This is a genomic window from Streptomyces sp. NPDC014727, assembly GCF_043083485.1.
Classification (GTDB): Bacteria; Actinomycetota; Actinomycetes; order Streptomycetales; family Streptomycetaceae; genus Streptomyces.
The window spans coordinates 97,492-114,255 of record NZ_JBIBYR010000004.1 but is presented as its reverse complement, the minus strand read 5'-3'; the positions used below and the strand labels follow the sequence as shown (position 1 = coordinate 114,255).

Below are 16,764 nucleotides of genomic sequence, written 5' to 3'. Positions count from 1 at the left end.
CCCCGAGTGTGACGGTGCGGCGGACGCCTGGTCATGTGGCGAACGCGCCCCTGACCTGCTGACACGTATGAGTCTCGGGCGCGCCGCTCATGTTCGGCTGACGTCCCGCTGACGTCCCGCTGACGCTCGCGGCCGCACGCTCACGTCACCGTGCGGGCGCGCGGCTCACTCGTCGTCGGCGAGCCGCCGGACCGCCTCTTCGTACCGTTTGCGGTACTCCGTGTGTGCCGTCACCCGCAGCAGCGCTTCGAGGGCCCGGACCGCGCCGTCGTCGTAACCCGCGTGTTCCGCCTCTCCGGCCGCCAGGTCCAGCAGCCGGATGCCCTCGTCCTCCTCGCCGAGCGCCAGCCGGGCCTCGCCGCTGACGGTCAGCAGCAGCACCCGGCGCGCGACCTCCTCGTGTTCGGGGCCGAGGTCGAGCGCCGTGCGGGCGGAGTGCAGCGCCTCCTGCGGGCGGTCGGCGGTGAGCTGCATCCGGGCGAGGTGCTGCAGGGCGAGCATCTCGGTGTGTGCGTCGGCTTCCTCGCGGGCCAGGCCGACGGCCCGTGCGCAGCCCTCCAGCGCCGCGTCGAGCCCGCCCTGTTCGGCCTGCACGATGGCCAGGTTGACCAGTGCGGTCGCCTCGCCGAGCCGGTCGCCGGCCTGTCGGGCGAGGGCGGGCGAGCGCTCCAGCAGGGTGACGGCCTCGGCGGTCCTGCCCTCCTCGGTCAGCACCCAGCCCAGCAGATTGAGCACCCGTGACTCGGCGTAAGGGTCGTGCCGGGTACGGGCCGAGTCCAGCGCCAGTTCCAGCAGCGGGGTCCAGCTGTCCCGTACCCGCCACACCACCTGCGGCCACTGGAGCAGGATGATCCGCCAGGTCCGGTCGTCGAGTCCGGCGGTCCGGGCCGCGTGGGCGGCCAGGGCCAGGTCGTCGCGCTCGTCGGCCAGCCAGCGCATCGCCGCCGCCCGGTCGGTGAAGTCCCTGACGGCGGCGGGGCGGCGGAAGCCGTCCGGCAGGACGAAGCAGGGCTCACCGCCGGGTTCGGCCGTGTCGGCGGCGGCGAGCGCCGTCGCTATGTAGTGGTCGAGGACACCGATGAGGGCTTCGGGCCCGGACGCGGGATCCAGGCCGCGCGCGTAGAGGCGTACCAGGTCGTGCAGGATCCAGCGGCCCGGCGCCGTCTCGGTGACGAGGTGCGCGGTGGAGAGCCGGTCCAGTGCGGCCGCCGCGGCGACCGGGTCCGTACCGGCGAGCGCGGCGGCCGTGTAGGGGTCGAAGTGGCTGCCGGGGTGGTGGCCGAGCCGGGTGAACTGGTGGACGGCGTCCGGCGGCAGCTGCTGCACGGTCAGCCGGAGCGCGGCGGAGACGCCGGTGTCGTCCACGTCGAGGTACGTCAGCCGACTGTGTTCGTCGGCGAGTTCGTCGGCCAGACCGGCCAGGGTCCGCTGCGGGCGTCCGGCCAGCCGGGCCGCGGTGACGCGCAGGGCGAGCGGCAGTCCTCCGCAGAGTCCGGCGAGCCGGCGGGCGGCCACGGGTTCGGCGAGGACCCGTTCCTCGCCGAGCACGCCGGCCAACAGGGCGGTGCTGTCCTGCGGTTCGAGTACGTCGAGCGGAACGGGACGGGCCGCGTCCGAGGCGATGAGGCCTTCCAGCCGGTGCCGACTGGTGACCAGCGTGACGCAGTCCGTGCCGCCCGGGAGCAGCTGCCTGACCAGGGCCGAGTTGTGGGCGTTGTCGAGGACGACGAGCAGCCGGCGCCGGTCGGTCAGGGACCGGAAGAGCGCTGCCGCGGCGGGGGCGGACTCCGGGATGCGGCGCGGCGCGACGCCGAGCGCCAGCAGGAACTCGCGCAGGACCTCGATGAGCGTCGGCTCACCGGTGGCGCTGAATCCGCGCAGATCGGCGAAGAGCCGGCCGTCCGGGAAGGCGGTGGAGTTGCGGTGCGCCCACTGGAGGGCCAGCGCGGTCTTTCCCACGCCGGCCGGTCCGGTGACCAGACAGATGGGCGCCTCGCCCGCCGCGGCCCGGCTGAGCGCGGCCAGTTCGGCGACCCGGCCGTGGAAGCCGCGGGGCGCGCGCGGCAGCAGGTCGGTGGGGTGCGGTTCGCCGATGAAGGGGTGCGGGGCCGGGGAGCGGGGAAGCGGCGGGCCGGGGGTGCTGTCCGCCCCGGCCTCCGTACCCGCCCCGGCCTCCGTGCCACCGGACGGGCCGACCGGCGCATCCGGTCCGGGGGTGCCGCGCAGGATCAGAGCGTACGCGTCGGCGAGTTCGTGTCCCGGGTCGATCCCCAGTTCGTCGGCGAGCAGCCGCCGCGTGCGGTGGAACCAGTCCAAGGCCTCCGACTGACGCCCCGCCCGGTACAGCGCCGTCATCAGGGCCGCCGCCAGCGACTCCCGCATCGGATGCGCGACCGCTTCCGCCCGCAGCACCGACGCGGCCCGGCTGTGCTCTCCCAGCGCCGTGCAGAAGTGCGCCAGTTGCTCGACCGCCGCCAGCCGGGACTCCTCCAGAGAATGCGCGGCGGCCTGCAGCGGCGGGCCGGTGAACGCACCGGTGAGCGCCGGGCCCTGCCACAGGGACAGGGCCTCCTTGAGCATCAGTACGGAGTCGGCGGGACTGCGCTGCTCCCGCGCCAGTACCAGCAGTTCCTCGAACCGCTGCGAGTCCAGCAGGGTCTCCGGCAACCGCAGCACGTACGCGTCGCCGAGCGTGATCAGTTCCACCCCGTACGCTTCCGCGTCCGCGCCCACCAGGAGGGCGCGGAGCCGGGAGACATGGCCCTGGATGACACTGCGGGCGTGCAGCGGGGGTTCGTCGTCCCACAGGGAGTCCGTCAGCCGGGCGATGGACACAGGTGTGTTGGCGGACAGCAGCAACGCGGCCAGCAGGCTGCGGCGTTTGGCGGGGCCGAGGGGCAGTGGCCCGGTGCGGGTGTCGACGGAGACGGTGCCGAGCAGCCGGAACTCCACGTACGGCTCCCCTTCCGGGCGGGTGCACCTGTGGTGGGGGCACAGGCGAAGTCCCAGGATATCGGGGGTGCCGCGGAGTCGGCGAGGCGTCACCGCCGGGTCGGCGGGGCACGATCCGGGAGTCGTCGTGGGTCAGGGGTGGCGGCGCTCGTCCTCGGACACGATCGTGGTGCCGGGCGGCACGACCATCCGGCGGCGGCGCGCGATGCTCGCGTAGACGAAGACCCCGATGATGCCGACGACCATCATGATCCAGCCGGCCAGGTCGACGTCGACGGTGTCCAGCTTCCAGTCCGTGGCGAAGGCCAGTATCGCGCCGACGCCGATGAGGACGATGCATCCTCCGAGTCCCATGATTCCCGCCTCCTCGACGGCCCGGCGGTTCCGGGCCGGTGTACGGATCGCGTACCCGGCCCGGTGACGGCCATGCCCGGGACCGTGGTCGGGGCGGTGGGGGACTCAGCCCGCCAGGAACGCCGCCAGCGCGTTGGCCAGCAGATACGGATCGTCGGCGCCGCACAGCTCACGGGCGCTGTGCATCGAGAGGATCGCGACACCGATGTCCACGGTCTGGATGCCGTGCCGGGCGGCGGTGATCGGGCCGATCGTGGTGCCGCACGGCATCGAGTTGTTGGAGACGAACGTCTGCCACGGCACGTCGGCCTTCCGGCACGCCTCCGCGAACACGGCCCGGCCGCTGCCGTCGGTCGCGTACCGCATATTGACGTTGACCTTGAGGATCGGTCCGCCGTTGACCACCGGGTGGTGGGTCGGATCGTGGCGCTCGGCGTAGTTGGGGTGGATCGCGTGGCCGGTGTCGGAGGAGAGGCAGACGGTCCCGGCGAAGGCACGGGCACGGTCCTCGTACGCACCGCCGCGGGCGAAGACGGAACGCTCCAGGACCGTCCCGAGCAGCGGTCCGTCGGCGCCGGTGTCGGACTGCGAGCCGTTCTCCTCGTGGTCGAAGGCGGCCATGACCGGGATGTACGGCAGCTCGGTGTCCGGCTGCCCGGAGACGGTGGCGAGCGCGGCGGTCGCCGCGTGCACGGAGAGCAGGTTGTCCATCCTGGGCCCGGCCAGCAGCTCGCGGTCCCGGCCCAGGTAGGCGGGCGGCTCGACGGCGTGCGGCATCAGGTCCCAGCCGGTCACGTCCTCGGCGTCGACGCCCGCCTCCTGGGCGACGAACCGGATCAGGTCGCCCTCCTCGACCTCCCCGAGCCCCCAGATCGGCTGCATGTGCTTCTGCCGGTCGAGCTTCAGGCCGTCGGGGTTGGCCGACCGGTCCAGGTGCACGGCCAGCTGCGGTACGCGCAGGAGCGGCCGGACGATGTTCACCAGCCGGTGCGTGCCGTCGCGCAGCGAGATCCGGCCGGCGAGGCCGAGGTCCCGGTCGAGCCAGGTGTTGAGGAGCGTTCCGCCGTAGATCTCCACGGCGACCTGGCGCCAGCCGTACGCGCCGGTGTCGGGCAGCGGCTTGACCCGCAGGTTCGGCGAATCGGTGTGCGCTCCGACGATCCGGTACGGGGTGTGGGCCGAGGCGCCCTCGGGCACGTACCAGGCCACGATCGCACCGCCGCGCAGGACGTACTTCCCCCCGGTGGTGCCGTCCCAGGCCGCGGTTTCCTCGACCTGGCGGAACCCGGCCTTCTCCAGCCGCTCGGCCGCAGTGGCCACGGCGTGGTAAGGGGAGGGGGAGGCCATCAGGAAGGCCATCAGGTCGTCGGTGTGGCCGCGGTCGAAGCGGAGGGAGGAACTCATGTTCTTCACTGTAACGAGGCCGGACCGGCCGGATTCACCGCTCTCCCGCGGCGGCGCCGCGGCGCGTCCGCGGAGACCGGGGCGGATGTGGGGAGACCGGACCTACAGCTGGTCGATGGCGGTCAGGTCGATGTCGATGTCGTACGGGGCGGAGAGCTTCAGCCGGTCGCGGTGTACGCCGGTGGAGACGTACTTCTTGGTCACCTCGTCGCACTCGTACGTCCACACCACGGGCTGGTCGTGCTCGCCGCTCATCTCGACCCGCCAGAAGTGCGGGATGCCCGCCGCCGCGTACTTGTGAGGTTTGGTGTCGCGGTCGCGGTCCTCGGAGTCGGGGGAGACCACCTCGACGGCGAGCAGGACGTCGGCGGCCTCGTAGCGTGTTTGTCGTGGGCCTCCTACGCCGTCAGCCTTCACCACGACGAGATCAGGTTCTGGGACATTGCGCTTACCGAGCACGACGGCCATCTCCCGGCGCACTCGCAGAGCCTCGGGAACGTGCTGGCGCAGCCCCTGCTCCAGCAGATACATCGCCAGCGTGTGAAAGTTCCGCTGCGGACTCACGAAAACCAGGCTCCCGTCGATCAGCTCTGTGTGCGGCGGGAGGTCAAGCGTGAAGAAATCGTCCACGGTGTAGCCGTCCTCAGGCGGGACCGGCCACTTGGAATCGTCGCGCCGCAGCTGCGACGCTTCGGGCAGTGCCTCGGCGGTCATGGTTCCTCCCATGGACGGGATTCTGAGCCCTGCAGCCAGCGTACCCAGCTGATACGACAGCACCGCCACCCGAAAGCGTGTCCGGGTGACGGTGCGTGTTGACGATCGTGAGCGGGGCCTGAGGCCAGTGCCCCTCGCGGCAAGCTTTGACCCGTCGCGCAAACTTTGCCGGTCGCGGCCCTAGAACGCGGCCTCGTCCAGCTCCATCAGCGAGTTGTCGACGGACTCCGCGAGCGCGCGCTCGGTGGAGACGCCCGGCAGGACGTTCGCGGCGAAGAACTTCGCGGCGGCGATCTTGCCCTGGTAGAACGCGACGTCCTTCGCCGCGGCGGTCGGCAGCTTCTCGGCCGCGACGGCCGCGCCCTTGAGCAGCAGGTAGCCGACGACGACATCGCCGGAGGCCATCAGCAGGCGGGTGGTGTTGAGGCCCACCTTGTAGATGTTCTTGACGTCCTCGCCGGTCGCGGTCAGGTCGGTGATCATCGTGCCGACGATCGCCTCCAGGTCCACGGCGGCCTTGGCGAGCGAGTCCAGCGCGCCGGACAGCTCCTCGTTGCCCTGGGCGCCGGCGAGGAACTTCTTGATCTCCTCGGAGAGGGCGTTCAGCGAGGCACCCTGGTCGCGGACGATCTTCCGGAAGAAGAAGTCCTGGCCCTGGATCGCCGTCGTGCCCTCGTACAGCGTGTCGATCTTCGCGTCACGGATGTACTGCTCGATCGGGTACTCCTGGAGGTACCCGGAGCCGCCGAACGTCTGGAGCGACTGCGCCAGCTGCTCGTACGACTTCTCGGAGCCGTAGCCCTTCACGATCGGGAGCAGCAGGTCGTTGAGGCCGTGCAGCGCCTTGGCGTCCTCGCCCGCGGCCTCCTTCTCCTGGATCGCGTCCTGGACGGTGGCGGTGTACAGCACGAGGGAGCGCATGCCCTCCGCGTACGCCTTCTGCGTCATGAGCGCGCGGCGCACGTCGGGGTGGTGCGTGATGGTGACCTTGGGGGCGGCCTTGTCCATGAACTGCGAGAGGTCGGTGCCCTGGACGCGCTCCTTGGCGTACTCCAGCGCGTTCAGGTAGCCGGTGGACAGGGTCGCGATGGCCTTCGTGCCGACCATCATGCGGGCGAACTCGATGATGCGGAACATCTGGCGGATGCCGTCGTGCTTGTCACCGATCAGCCAGCCCTTGGCCGGGTGCTGGTCGCCGAAGGTCATCTCGCAGGTGTTGGACGCCTTGAGGCCCATCTTGTGCTCGACGTTCGTCGCGTACACGCCGTTGCGCTCGCCCAGCTCGCCGGTGGTCCAGTCGAAGTGGAACTTCGGGACCATGAAGAGCGAGAGGCCCTTCGTGCCGGGACCGGCGCCCTCGGGGCGGGCCAGCACGTAGTGGATGATGTTCTCGGACATGTCGTGCTCGCCCGAGGTGATGAAGCGCTTCACGCCCTCGATGTGCCAGGAGCCGTCCTCCTGCTCGACGGCCTTCGTGCGGCCCGCGCCGACGTCCGAGCCGGCGTCCGGCTCGGTCAGCACCATCGTCGAGCCCCACTGCTTGTCGACGGCGATCTCGGCGATCTTCTTCTGTGCCTCGTTGCCCTCCTCGAAGAGGATGCCGGCGAACGCCGGGCCCGAGGAGTACATCCACACGGCCGGGTTCGAGCCGAGCAGCAGCTCCGCGTAGGACCAGATCAGGGAGCGCGGCGAGGTGGTGCCGCCGATCTCCTCGGGCAGGCCCAGACGCCAGTACTCGGAGTCCATAAAGGCCTGGTACGACTTCTTGAAGGTCTCCGGGACCGGCGCGGTGTTGGTCTCCGGGTCGAAGACCGGCGGGTTGCGGTCGGCGTCGGCGAAGGACTCGGCCAGCTCGTTCTCCGCGAGACGGCCGACCTCGTCGAGGATGCTCTTCGCCGTCTCGACGTCCATCTCGGCGAACGGGCCGGTGCCGTACGTCTTGTCGCGCCCGAGGACCTCGAAGAGGTTGAACTCGATGTCGCGGAGATTCGACTTGTAGTGCCCCATGGAAGGCTCCGTAATCAATAGCAGTGGCGCGCAGCGCCCCGGGAGGGGGCGTGGACCGGGCGGGCGACGAGCTGGCGTGGGTATATCAGCTGACCTCTACGATGATGCTACCCGCCAGTAATAAGACGCAACCCCTCAAGGGCCCGATGTGGCCGATTACTCTTTGCGGTATGTACGGCTACGACCAGAACCCGGGTGCACAGCAGCAGATGGGTGGCGGCTACGGCGAGCAGCCGCTGTATCCCGAGCCCTCGCCGCCCTCCCTGGGGGACGCGGTACGTGCCTTCACCACCGGCTCGCTGTCCGCCGAGGACTTCCAGCAGATCTTCGCGACGTCGAAGGTCTACTGCCCGCGCGGCGACAACCCCGGCTTCCTCGCGCTGCACAACACGCAGCAGCCGGTGATCCCGATGTTCACCACGCTCAAGGAGCTCCGGCTGTACGCGGGCAAGGAGTCCAAGTACTTCGTGATCACCGGCGCCGAGGTGATCGACCTGCTGCCGACCGGCTACGGGTTCGTCCTCGACATGGAGGGTGAGCATCGCATGGTCTTCGACGCCAAGGCCGTGGAGCAGATGGTCGACTTCGCGATGCGCCGTATGTACGGCTGAGATTCGCTTTTCGTTCCCGAAGGGGCCCGTACCGCCAGGTACGGGCCCCTTCTCGTCGTCCGGCCGGAGCGCGGGAATGGATGGCGCCTTGCAGGATGTTCACCATTCAACTAAATTGGGCTCAGGACAAACCCGGAGGTGGCTCCCATGCCCGCAGTGACCGTCGAAAACCCGCTGACCCTGCCCAAGGTCGCCGCCTCGGGCGACGCCACGGCCCGCCCCGTGCTCGCCGTCACCACGGCGCCGAGCGGATTCGAGGGGGAGGGCTTCCCGGTTCGCCGTGCGTTCGCCGGGATCAACTACAAGTACCTCGACCCGTTCATCATGATGGACCAGATGGGCGAGGTGGAGTACGCGGCCGGAGAGCCGAAGGGGACCCCCTGGCACCCGCACCGCGGCTTCGAGACCGTCACGTACCTGATCGACGGAACCTTCGTCCACCAGGACTCCAACGGTGGCGGCGGCACCATCCGCAACGGCGACACCCAGTGGATGACCGCCGGGTCCGGCCTCCTCCACATCGAGGCCCCGCCGGAGTCCCTGGTGATGTCGGGCGGCCTCTTCCACGGCCTCCAGCTCTGGGTGAACCTGCCCAAGGCCGACAAGATGATGGCCCCCCGCTACCAGGACATCCGTGGCGGCCAGGTCCAGCTCCTCGCCTCCCCGGACGGCGGCGCGCTGCTCCGCGTCATCGCCGGTGAGCTCGACGGGCACGAGGGTCCCGGCATCACCCACACCCCGATCACGATGATCCACGCCACCGTCCGTCCCGGCGCCGAGGTGACCCTGCCGTGGCGCGAGGACTTCAACGGACTCGCGTACGTGCTCGCCGGCCGCGGCACCGTCGGTGCGGAGCGCCGCCCCGTCCACATGGGGCAGACCGCGGTCTTCGGCGCCGGCTCCTCGCTGACCGTCCGCGCGGACGAGAAGCAGGACGGCAACACCCCGGACCTGGAGGTCGTGCTGCTCGGCGGCCGTCCGATCCGCGAGCCCATGGCGCACTACGGGCCGTTCGTGATGAACAGCCAGGCCGAACTGAAGCAGGCCTTCGAGGACTTCCAGGCCGGCCGCCTCGGCACGGTGCCCGCCGTCCACGGAATGTGACCCCCGCGGCCGACGTGTGACAGCCCGTCACCCGTACGGCCACGCAAGCGGGACATCACACCCACGCCGTGATCGGGTGGGAGGGTGCAGACCCCCAAGCCCCTCCTGCCCGACGGCGCGCGGCGTACCGCGGCCTGGTGCGGTGTCGTTCTCCTCGTCACCGGGGTCGCCGCGGTCGCCGTCTGGCTGTGCGTCACCTTCAAGACCGCGGTCACCCCCGTGCTGCTCGCCCTGCTCGGCACGGCGCTGCTCGGGCCGGTCCATCGCCGGCTGACCCGCCGCGGGCTGAACCGCTCACTGGCCGCGGGGCTCACATGCGCCCTGCTCGTCGCGGTGGTCGGCGGCGCCGGATACATCGTCGTCACCGCGCTCGTCGACTCCGGCCCCCAGATCGTCCGCTCGCTGAAGGACACCGGGCAGTGGGTCGTCGACCACTTCGGGATCGGCAAGAACATCCATGTGGACGACCTCGTCGCCAACGCCCAGAAAATCCTTGAGAAGTTCGGCGCGAGCGCGGCGGGCGGACTCCTCTCCGGGCTCAGCCTGATCGGCTCGCTGATCGCCACCAGCGTCCTCGCCCTCCTGCTGACCTTCTTCTTCCTGCGCGACTCCGACCGGGCCGCGAACCTTGCCCACGCGGTCGCCCCGCGCGGCACCGGAGAGCTGGTCGAGGCCATGGGGCGGCGGGCCTTCGAAGCCGTCCAGGGCTTCATGCGCGGCACCACCTTCATCGCGCTGATCGACGCGACCTGCATCACCGTCGGCCTGCTGATCCTGAGCGTCCCCGGCGCGGTGGGGCTCGGCGCGCTCGTCTTCGTCGGTGCCTACATCCCCTATCTCGGGGCCTTCATCTCCGGCACGGTCGCGGTACTGGTCGCGCTCGCCGACCGGGGGTTCGTCATCGCGCTGTGGGCCCTGGGGGTGGTGCTCGCCGTTCAGGTGCTGGAGGGCCACGTCCTGCAGCCGGTGATCCAGAGCCGTACGGTCCAGATGCACCCCGCCACCATCATGATCGCCATCACCGCGGGCGCCGGTGTGGCGGGACTGCTGGGCATGCTGCTCGCGGTACCGGTCTGCGCGGCTGCCTTCGGCATCGTCGGCGAACTGCGGGGGGAGCGGGGAGCGGAGAGCGAGGGCGGCGAGCCCGGTGGCCCGGCCCCCTCCCCGGCCCCGCCCGACGCCTGACCGGGGCCGTGTCCGTCCACGCGGAAGCCCGGACGTGACGGCCCGGCTCAGCCCTCCTCGTCCGGCCCCGGCTCGTACAGCTCGAACCAGATCGACTTCCCCACCCCCTGCGGATCCACCCCCCACGCATCGGCGAGCATCTCCATCAGCACCAGCCCCCGCCCGCTGGAAGCCATCTCCCCGGGCCGCCGACGGTGCGGCAGCTCGTCGCTGGCGTCCGCCACCTCCACCCGCAGTCGCCGCTCCCCGGGCTCCCCCGTCGCCTCGGCGACCATCAGCGCGTCCCCGTCCGTGTGGACGAGCACATTGGTGGCCATCTCGGAGATCATCAGCACCGCCGCGTCGACCTGCTCCGGATCGGCCCAGTCGTGGAGCAGTTCCCGCAGATGCTGCCGGGCCGCCGCGATCCGCTGCGGTTCCGCCTGCGCGATGGTCAGCGCGGTGCGCCGTGCGGTCTCCCGCGGCGTCCCTCCGTCGCGCCGCAGCAGCAGCACCGCTATGTCGTCCTCCCGGCGGTCCGCCAGCGGCCCCGTCGTGTAGTGCGACGTCGGCCCGTGCACGGCCTGCACGAGGGCGTCGGCGAGCTTCTCCAGGTCGGCCGTTCGCTGTTCCAGGATCGGCCGCAGCCGGATCCAGCCGGTCGCCAGATCGTGGCCGCCGGTCTCGATCAGCCCGTCGGTGCAGAGCATGATCGTTTCGCCGGCCTCCAGGGTGAGCCGGGTCGTCGGGTAGTCGGCGTCCGCCTCGATGCCGAGCGGCAGCCCGCCCTCGGTCTGGCGGATCATCGCGGTTCCGTCGGCCGTCATCACCACCGGATCCGGGTGGCCGGCCCGCGCGATGTCGAGAACGCCGGTCTCCGGGTCGGCCTCCGCGTACAGACAGGTCGCGAAGCGCAGCCCCGTCCCCGCCCCGTCCTCGTACGCGTCGGTGAGGCCGGAGAGGAACCGGGACGCGCGGGAGAGCACCGCGTCCGGGCGATGCCCCTCGGAGGCGTACGCGCGCAGCGCGATCCGCAACTGGCCCATCAGGCCCGCGGCACGCACGTCGTGGCCCTGGACGTCACCGATGACGAGCGCGATGCGGCCGTTGGGGAGGGGGATCAGGTCGTACCAGTCGCCGCCGACCTGGAGCCCGCCACCGGTCGGGACATAGCGGGCGGCGACCGTCATCCCCGGGATCTCGGGGCCGAGCGACGGCATCATCGAGCGCTGCAGCCCCAGCGACAGCTCGCGCTCCGTCTCGGCGACCCCGGCACGGGTCAGGGCCTGGGCGAGCATCCGGGCCACGGTCGTCAGTACGGCACGCTCGTCCGGCGAGAACGACACCGGGTGCCGGAAGCCTGCCATCCAGGCGCCCATGGTCCGCCCTGCCACGATCAGCGGCAGAAAGGCCCAGGAGCGGCGTCCGAAACGGCTGGCGAGCGGCCAGGTGGACGGGTAGCGGCGGCTGTACTCCTCGGGCGAGGGCAGGTAGATCGCGCGTCCCGTCCGTACGACCTCGGCGGCCGGATAGTCCGTCTCCAGCGGCATGTCGTTGAACGGGCCGTCGTCGCCCACGCTGTGCCCGTGGTGCCCGATGATCGTCAGCCGCTCGCCCGAGACACCGAAGACCGCCAGGCCGTCCGGCGAGAACCCGGGCATGGACAGCGAGGCGGCGACCCGCAGCACCTCCGCGGTCGACCGGGCCTCGGCCAGCGCCCGGCCCGCGTCCAGCAGGAACGCCTCACGGGAGCGGCGCCAGTCGCCGGTGATGGGGGTGTGCGCCCCGGTGGTGCCCGGCTGCGGCTCGGCGACCTCCTGGAGCGTGCCGACCAGCACATAGGACGTGCTGGTCGGCGTCTCGGACGGGAACGGCTTGGAACGGCTGCGCACGGTACGCAGCACCCGGCCGTGCTCGTCCACGATCCGCAGCCGGGCCTCGGCGAGGGTGCCCTCGGCCACTGCGAGATTCACCACTCCGTAGATCTCGTTCCAGTCGACCGGGTGGAAGCGGGAACGCACCGCGGACTCGCGGAAGACACCGGCTGCGGCGGGCAGCTCGAGCAGCCGGGCCGCCTCGGCATCGAGCGTGACGGTCCCGGCTGCGTCGTCCCAGCGCCACAGGCCGGTCGCGGTCGCGGCCAGGACGTCCTCGGTGCGCATTGCCCCACTTTAAGAAGATCTGCTCGGCAAACGCCACCGAGGACGGACGACCGGGGCCCGCCGGGCACGGTCCCGGCCCGCCTGCCGAGCCCCCCGATGATCTTGAAATGTCAATGTCAATGAATCGGTGCGGGTGCGAGCGGTAGCCTGGGGAGGCTGAATCCACCCCGAATCGCGAAGACTGGATGAACGAGAATGCATCGGTACAGGTCACACACCTGCGGCGAGCTCCGCGCCTCTGACGTCGGCACCGACGTCCGGCTGAGCGGCTGGCTGCACAATCGCCGAGACCTGGGCGGCATCCTCTTCATCGATCTGCGCGACCACTACGGTCTGGTGCAGCTCGTCGCCCGTCCCGGTACCCCCGGCAACGAGGCTCTCGCGAAGCTCACCAAGGAGACCGTCGTACGGATCGACGGCAAGGTCTCCGCGCGCGGTGCCGACAACGTGAACCCGGAGCTGCCGACCGGCGAGATCGAGATCGAGGTCACCGAGGTCGAGGTGCTGGGCGAGGCCGCCCCGCTGCCCTTCACGATCAACATCGAGGACGGGGTCAACGAGGAGCGGCGCCTGGAGTACCGCTTCCTCGACCTGCGCCGCGAGCGCATGCACCGCAACATCATGCTGCGCTCGGCCGTCATCGCCTCCATCCGCGCCAAGATGGTGGCCCTCGGCTTCAACGAGCTGGCGACCCCGATCCTCACGGCGACGTCCCCCGAGGGCGCCCGTGACTTCGTCGTCCCGTCCCGCCTGAACCCGGGCAAGTTCTACGCCCTGCCGCAGGCCCCGCAGCAGTTCAAGCAGCTGCTGATGATCTCCGGCTTCGACCGCTACTTCCAGATCGCGCCGTGCTTCCGCGACGAGGACGCCCGCGCCGACCGTTCGCCCGGCGAGTTCTACCAGCTCGACGTCGAGCTGTCGTTCGTCGAGCAGGAGGACGTCTTCCGGCCGATCGAGAAGCTGATGACCGAGCTCTTCGAGGAGTTCGGCAACGGCCGCCACGTCACCTCGCCGTTCCCGCGCATCCCGTTCCGCGAGGCGATGCTGAAGTACGGCAACGACAAGCCGGACCTGCGCGCCCAGCTGGAGCTGGTCGACATCTCCGACATCTTCGCCGACTCGGAGTTCAAGGCCTTCGCGGGCAAGCACGTCCGCGCCCTCCCGGTCCCGGACACGGCGGGCCAGTCCCGGAAGTTCTTCGACGGCCTCGGCGACTACGCCGTCCAGCACGGCGCCAAGGGCCTGGCCTGGGTCCGTGTCGGCGAGGACGGCGGCCTGACCGGCCCGATCGCCAAGTTCCTCACCGAGACCGACATCAAGACCCTCACCGAGCGTCTGTCCCTCGTCCCCGGCCACGCGGTCTTCTTCGGCGCGGGCGAGTTCGACGAGGTCTCCAAGATCATGTCCGCCGTCCGCGTCGAGGCCGCCAAGCGCGCCGGCCACTTCGAGGAGGGCGTCTTCCGGTTCTGCTGGGTCGTCGACTTCCCGATGTACGAGAAGGACGAGGACACCGGCAAGATCGACTTCTCGCACAACCCCTTCTCGATGCCCCAGGGCGGCATGAAGGACCTGGAGGAGAAGGACCCTCTCGACATCCTCGCCTGGCAGTACGACATCGTCTGCAACGGCATCGAGCTGTCCTCGGGCGCCATCCGTAACCACGAGCCCGACGTGATGCTCAAGGCCTTCGAGATCGCCGGTTACGACCGCGAGACCGTCGAGCACGAGTTCGCGGGCATGCTCCGCGCCTTCCGCCTCGGCGCCCCGCCGCACGGCGGCATCGCCCCGGGCGTCGACCGCATCGTGATGCTGCTGGCCGACGAGCCGAACATCCGCGAGACGATCGCCTTCCCGCTCAACGGCAACGCCCAGGACCTGATGATGGGCGCCCCGACGGAGCTGGACGAGTCCCGCCTGCGCGAGCTGAACATCCAGCTCCGCAAGCCGGCGGCGACGGCGAAGGACAAGACGGAGAAGTAGCCACGCGCCGCTTGTCCCGGTTCCACAGCCCCCGGCCGTCCGGCTGGGGGCTGTTCGCTGACGTCGTTGGGCCTGGGACACGGGTATACGACTTACGTCCGGACCTCACAGCAACACACAGCTCACACCCATCCGTTTCCCGACTTCCCTGTCTAGCCTCGGCGTTCATGACAGAGACTCAAGGGCCCGCGCACAAGAAGGACATGTCCCGCCGTCGAGTGGTGCTCGCCGGGGGTGCGGTGATCGTGGCCGCCGGGATCGGGGCGGACGCCGTCGCCAGTGCCTCGGCCGATGAGGACACGACCGGTGCCGAGAAGTCCGGGGGCGAACACGGCGAGGCCTGTTACCGGCTCACCTCGGAGACCACCCGCGACGGGGGCACCCCGCCGACCGACGTCCCCACCGGCCCGCCGCCGTCCGGCGGCCCCGGCGGCGGGCACAGTGAGCCCACCGATGACGAGCGCTACCTGAGGGGCACCCAGCTGACCGACAAACACGGGTACGTGGAGTTCAAGACGATCTTCCCGGGCTGGTACCAGGGGCGCTGCGTGCACATCCACACCAAGGTGCACGTCGGCGGGAAGATGACCGACGCCGGGTACGAGGGCGGGCACACCTGTCACACGGGGCAGTTCTTCTTCGCGGAGTCGGCGGTCCTCGACTCGGCGAAGATCGAGCCGTACTCGACCAGCACCACCACCCGTACCACCCTCACCGAGGACACCGTCTACGACCAGAGCGGGGTCACCGGCGGGCTGATGAAGCTCTCGTACCGCAAGCGTCACATGGCGCGCGGCGTCGTCGGCCTGATCACGATGGGCGTGGACCCGGACGAGACGCACGACGGCACGGACCTCTGACCGGGCCTCAGCCGCCTGCTCTCCCCGCACGGAGACGAAGGGCCCGGAACCCGCGTGGACGACCAGCGGTTCCGGGCCCTGCCTGCGGGTGTGCCCTGCGGGCGGTACAGCCGTATGGCCCTCGTGCGGATTCGCGCTCGCGGGTCGCGGCGTTAACTGGGTTCGGCGGGACGATGCGTGACGGGGAGCCCGCCTGAACAGCCTGCGCCCACGACCGCTGAGGAGTGCCCGTGTCCATATTCTGTCCGTCGGCCGCCCGGCGTCCCCTGTACGCCGTCCGCGCCGGCACCTGCGTCACCGCGATCCTGCTGCTCACCGCCTGCGACAACACCTCCGAAACCGACATAGCCACCCGCAAGGTCCCGGCATCCGCCCCGGCATCTGCCCCCGCATCCGCCACGGCCTCCGCCGGTGTCGGGGGGCCGCAGGCCGACGGGATACGGGGAAAGGCCGCCCCCGCCCCGGCGGCCCCGCGCCTTCGCCCCCGGGAGATCCCCGCGCTGGGGCCGCAGATGCGGGCCGAGATCCCGACGGACTCCCAGCAGGCGCTCGTCGTCACCGGCGATTTCTACAATTCCAGCCTGTCCACCGCGGTCCTCTACACCCGTGACGATCCCGCCCGGGGCTGGCGCGCGGCGACGGACCGCTGGCCCGCCCGCAACGCCCTGAACGGCTGGACGGACGAGCACTGGGAGGACGACCTCCGCACCCCGGTCGGGGTCTACGGGCTGACGGCCGCGGGCGGCCTGCTCGCACCCCCGGGCACCACGTTCCCGTACAACCAGAGCCCGTCGTTCGCCGTGAGCGGCGAGGGGTTCGACGGGGAGTCCCTCGAAGGTTCCTTCAACTATGTCGTCGCCGTCGACTACAACCGGACCCCCGGCACCTCCCCCCTGGACCCGGAGCGTCCGCTGGGCAAGGAACGGGGTGGCGGCATCTGGATCCACGCGGACCACGGCGGCCCGACCCAGGGCTGCGTCTCCCTCCCCGAGGACCGGATGAGGGAACTGCTCCGCCTTCTCGATCCCCAGAAGAAGCCGGTCGTCGTGATGGGGGACGTGGAGGCGCTGGAGCGGTGAACCGGGTACGGGCCGGGTGGGGCGCCCGTACGCTGGACGCAGCCCGGTTTCCGTCGGGAGGCAGTGATGCGCGTGGGCGAGGAAGGTGTGCTGACCCAGGAGGTCTTCGAGGATCTCGCCCGTCGCATTGCTCGCTTCGATGAGGCACCGCGGTGGGAGTTCGTGAACGGGAAACCGGGAGCGAAGGCTCTGCCGGACGGGGACCACGGGCGGATCATCGAGTGGCTGACGCGGCTGTGCATCCGGGCCGATCCGGGCAACTGGCTCTTTGCCGCGCAAGGGCTGCGCATCGGGGCGTACCGCAAGGGCAACGCGCTCGCGGCCCGATGGCGTGCGGTACGAGCAAGCTGACGGTGCCATACGGGAAGTCCGT

Annotated in this window: 13 protein-coding genes; 7 read left to right on the top strand and 6 right to left on the bottom strand. The window is 70.7% G+C overall.

All coding sequences use genetic code 11. From position 1 onward, the window contains the following. Positions 1 to 165: 165 nt before the first annotated feature. The 5 genes from ACF1B9_RS08875 to ACF1B9_RS08855 all read right to left on the bottom strand — a co-directional run bounded on the left by ACF1B9_RS08875 (position 166) and on the right by ACF1B9_RS08855 (position 7,431). Positions 166 to 2,952, bottom strand: coding sequence for a BTAD domain-containing putative transcriptional regulator (locus ACF1B9_RS08875; protein WP_391741387.1), 2,787 nt, complete (start codon positions 2,950 to 2,952; stop codon positions 166 to 168). A 132-nt stretch (positions 2,953 to 3,084) separates the two neighbouring features. After that, positions 3,085 to 3,306 carry a DUF6458 family protein gene (locus tag ACF1B9_RS08870; RefSeq protein ID WP_391741388.1) on the bottom strand — a complete coding sequence of 74 codons (222 nt, stop codon included), beginning with the start codon at positions 3,304 to 3,306 and terminating at the stop codon, positions 3,085 to 3,087. 105 nt (positions 3,307 to 3,411) lie between these two features. Continuing rightward, positions 3,412 to 4,710: a M18 family aminopeptidase gene (locus ACF1B9_RS08865; protein ID WP_391741389.1), complete on the bottom strand. Its 1,299-nt coding sequence runs from the start codon at positions 4,708 to 4,710 to the stop codon at positions 3,412 to 3,414. Between the two features lie 102 nt (positions 4,711 to 4,812). Continuing rightward, positions 4,813 to 5,436 (bottom strand): Uma2 family endonuclease, encoded by a 624-nt coding sequence (locus ACF1B9_RS08860; protein WP_391741390.1) that lies wholly within the window; start codon positions 5,434 to 5,436, stop codon positions 4,813 to 4,815. Between the two features lie 168 nt (positions 5,437 to 5,604). Continuing rightward, positions 5,605 to 7,431 carry an acyl-CoA dehydrogenase gene (locus ACF1B9_RS08855; RefSeq protein ID WP_391741391.1) on the bottom strand — a complete coding sequence of 609 codons (1,827 nt, stop codon included), beginning with the start codon at positions 7,429 to 7,431 and terminating at the stop codon, positions 5,605 to 5,607. Between the two features lie 170 nt (positions 7,432 to 7,601). On the opposite strand from ACF1B9_RS08855, the gene ACF1B9_RS08850 reads away from it, so the two are divergent. The 3 genes from ACF1B9_RS08850 to ACF1B9_RS08840 all read left to right on the top strand — a co-directional run bounded on the left by ACF1B9_RS08850 (position 7,602) and on the right by ACF1B9_RS08840 (position 10,331). Continuing rightward, positions 7,602 to 8,042 (top strand): SseB family protein, encoded by a 441-nt coding sequence (locus ACF1B9_RS08850; RefSeq protein ID WP_072487501.1) that lies wholly within the window; start codon positions 7,602 to 7,604, stop codon positions 8,040 to 8,042. A gap of 147 nt (positions 8,043 to 8,189) precedes the next feature. Beyond that, complete coding sequence (locus ACF1B9_RS08845) at positions 8,190 to 9,146, top strand: pirin family protein (protein ID WP_351071882.1); 957 nt, start codon at positions 8,190 to 8,192, stop codon at positions 9,144 to 9,146. 84 nt (positions 9,147 to 9,230) lie between these two features. Next, on the top strand, positions 9,231 to 10,331 hold the full coding sequence (locus ACF1B9_RS08840; RefSeq protein WP_391741392.1) for an AI-2E family transporter: 1,101 nt from the start codon (positions 9,231 to 9,233) through the stop codon (positions 10,329 to 10,331). 47 nt (positions 10,332 to 10,378) lie between these two features. Here ACF1B9_RS08840 and ACF1B9_RS08835 read toward each other — a convergent pair whose 3' ends face one another. Then, entirely contained in the window at positions 10,379 to 12,472 is a 2,094-nt protein-coding gene (locus ACF1B9_RS08835) for a SpoIIE family protein phosphatase (RefSeq protein ID WP_391741393.1), read from the bottom strand. 195 nt (positions 12,473 to 12,667) lie between these two features. Here ACF1B9_RS08835 and aspS point away from each other — a divergent pair, with 195 nt between their 5' ends. The 4 genes from aspS (at position 12,668) to ACF1B9_RS08815 (ending at position 16,742) form a co-directional block, all read left to right on the top strand. Continuing rightward, positions 12,668 to 14,452 carry an aspartate--tRNA ligase gene (gene aspS, locus ACF1B9_RS08830; RefSeq protein ID WP_391741395.1) on the top strand — a complete coding sequence of 595 codons (1,785 nt, stop codon included), beginning with the start codon at positions 12,668 to 12,670 and terminating at the stop codon, positions 14,450 to 14,452. Positions 14,453 to 14,619: 167 nt separating this feature from the next. Next, positions 14,620 to 15,312 (top strand): dioxygenase, encoded by a 693-nt coding sequence (locus tag ACF1B9_RS08825; RefSeq protein WP_391741397.1) that lies wholly within the window; start codon positions 14,620 to 14,622, stop codon positions 15,310 to 15,312. A gap of 230 nt (positions 15,313 to 15,542) precedes the next feature. Continuing rightward, positions 15,543 to 16,391 carry a L,D-transpeptidase family protein gene (locus tag ACF1B9_RS08820; RefSeq protein ID WP_391741398.1) on the top strand — a complete coding sequence of 283 codons (849 nt, stop codon included), beginning with the start codon at positions 15,543 to 15,545 and terminating at the stop codon, positions 16,389 to 16,391. 66 nt (positions 16,392 to 16,457) lie between these two features. Then, positions 16,458 to 16,742, top strand: a complete 285-nt coding sequence (locus tag ACF1B9_RS08815) for a hypothetical protein (protein WP_391741399.1) — start codon at positions 16,458 to 16,460, stop codon at positions 16,740 to 16,742. Positions 16,743 to 16,764: the final 22 nt, after the last annotated feature.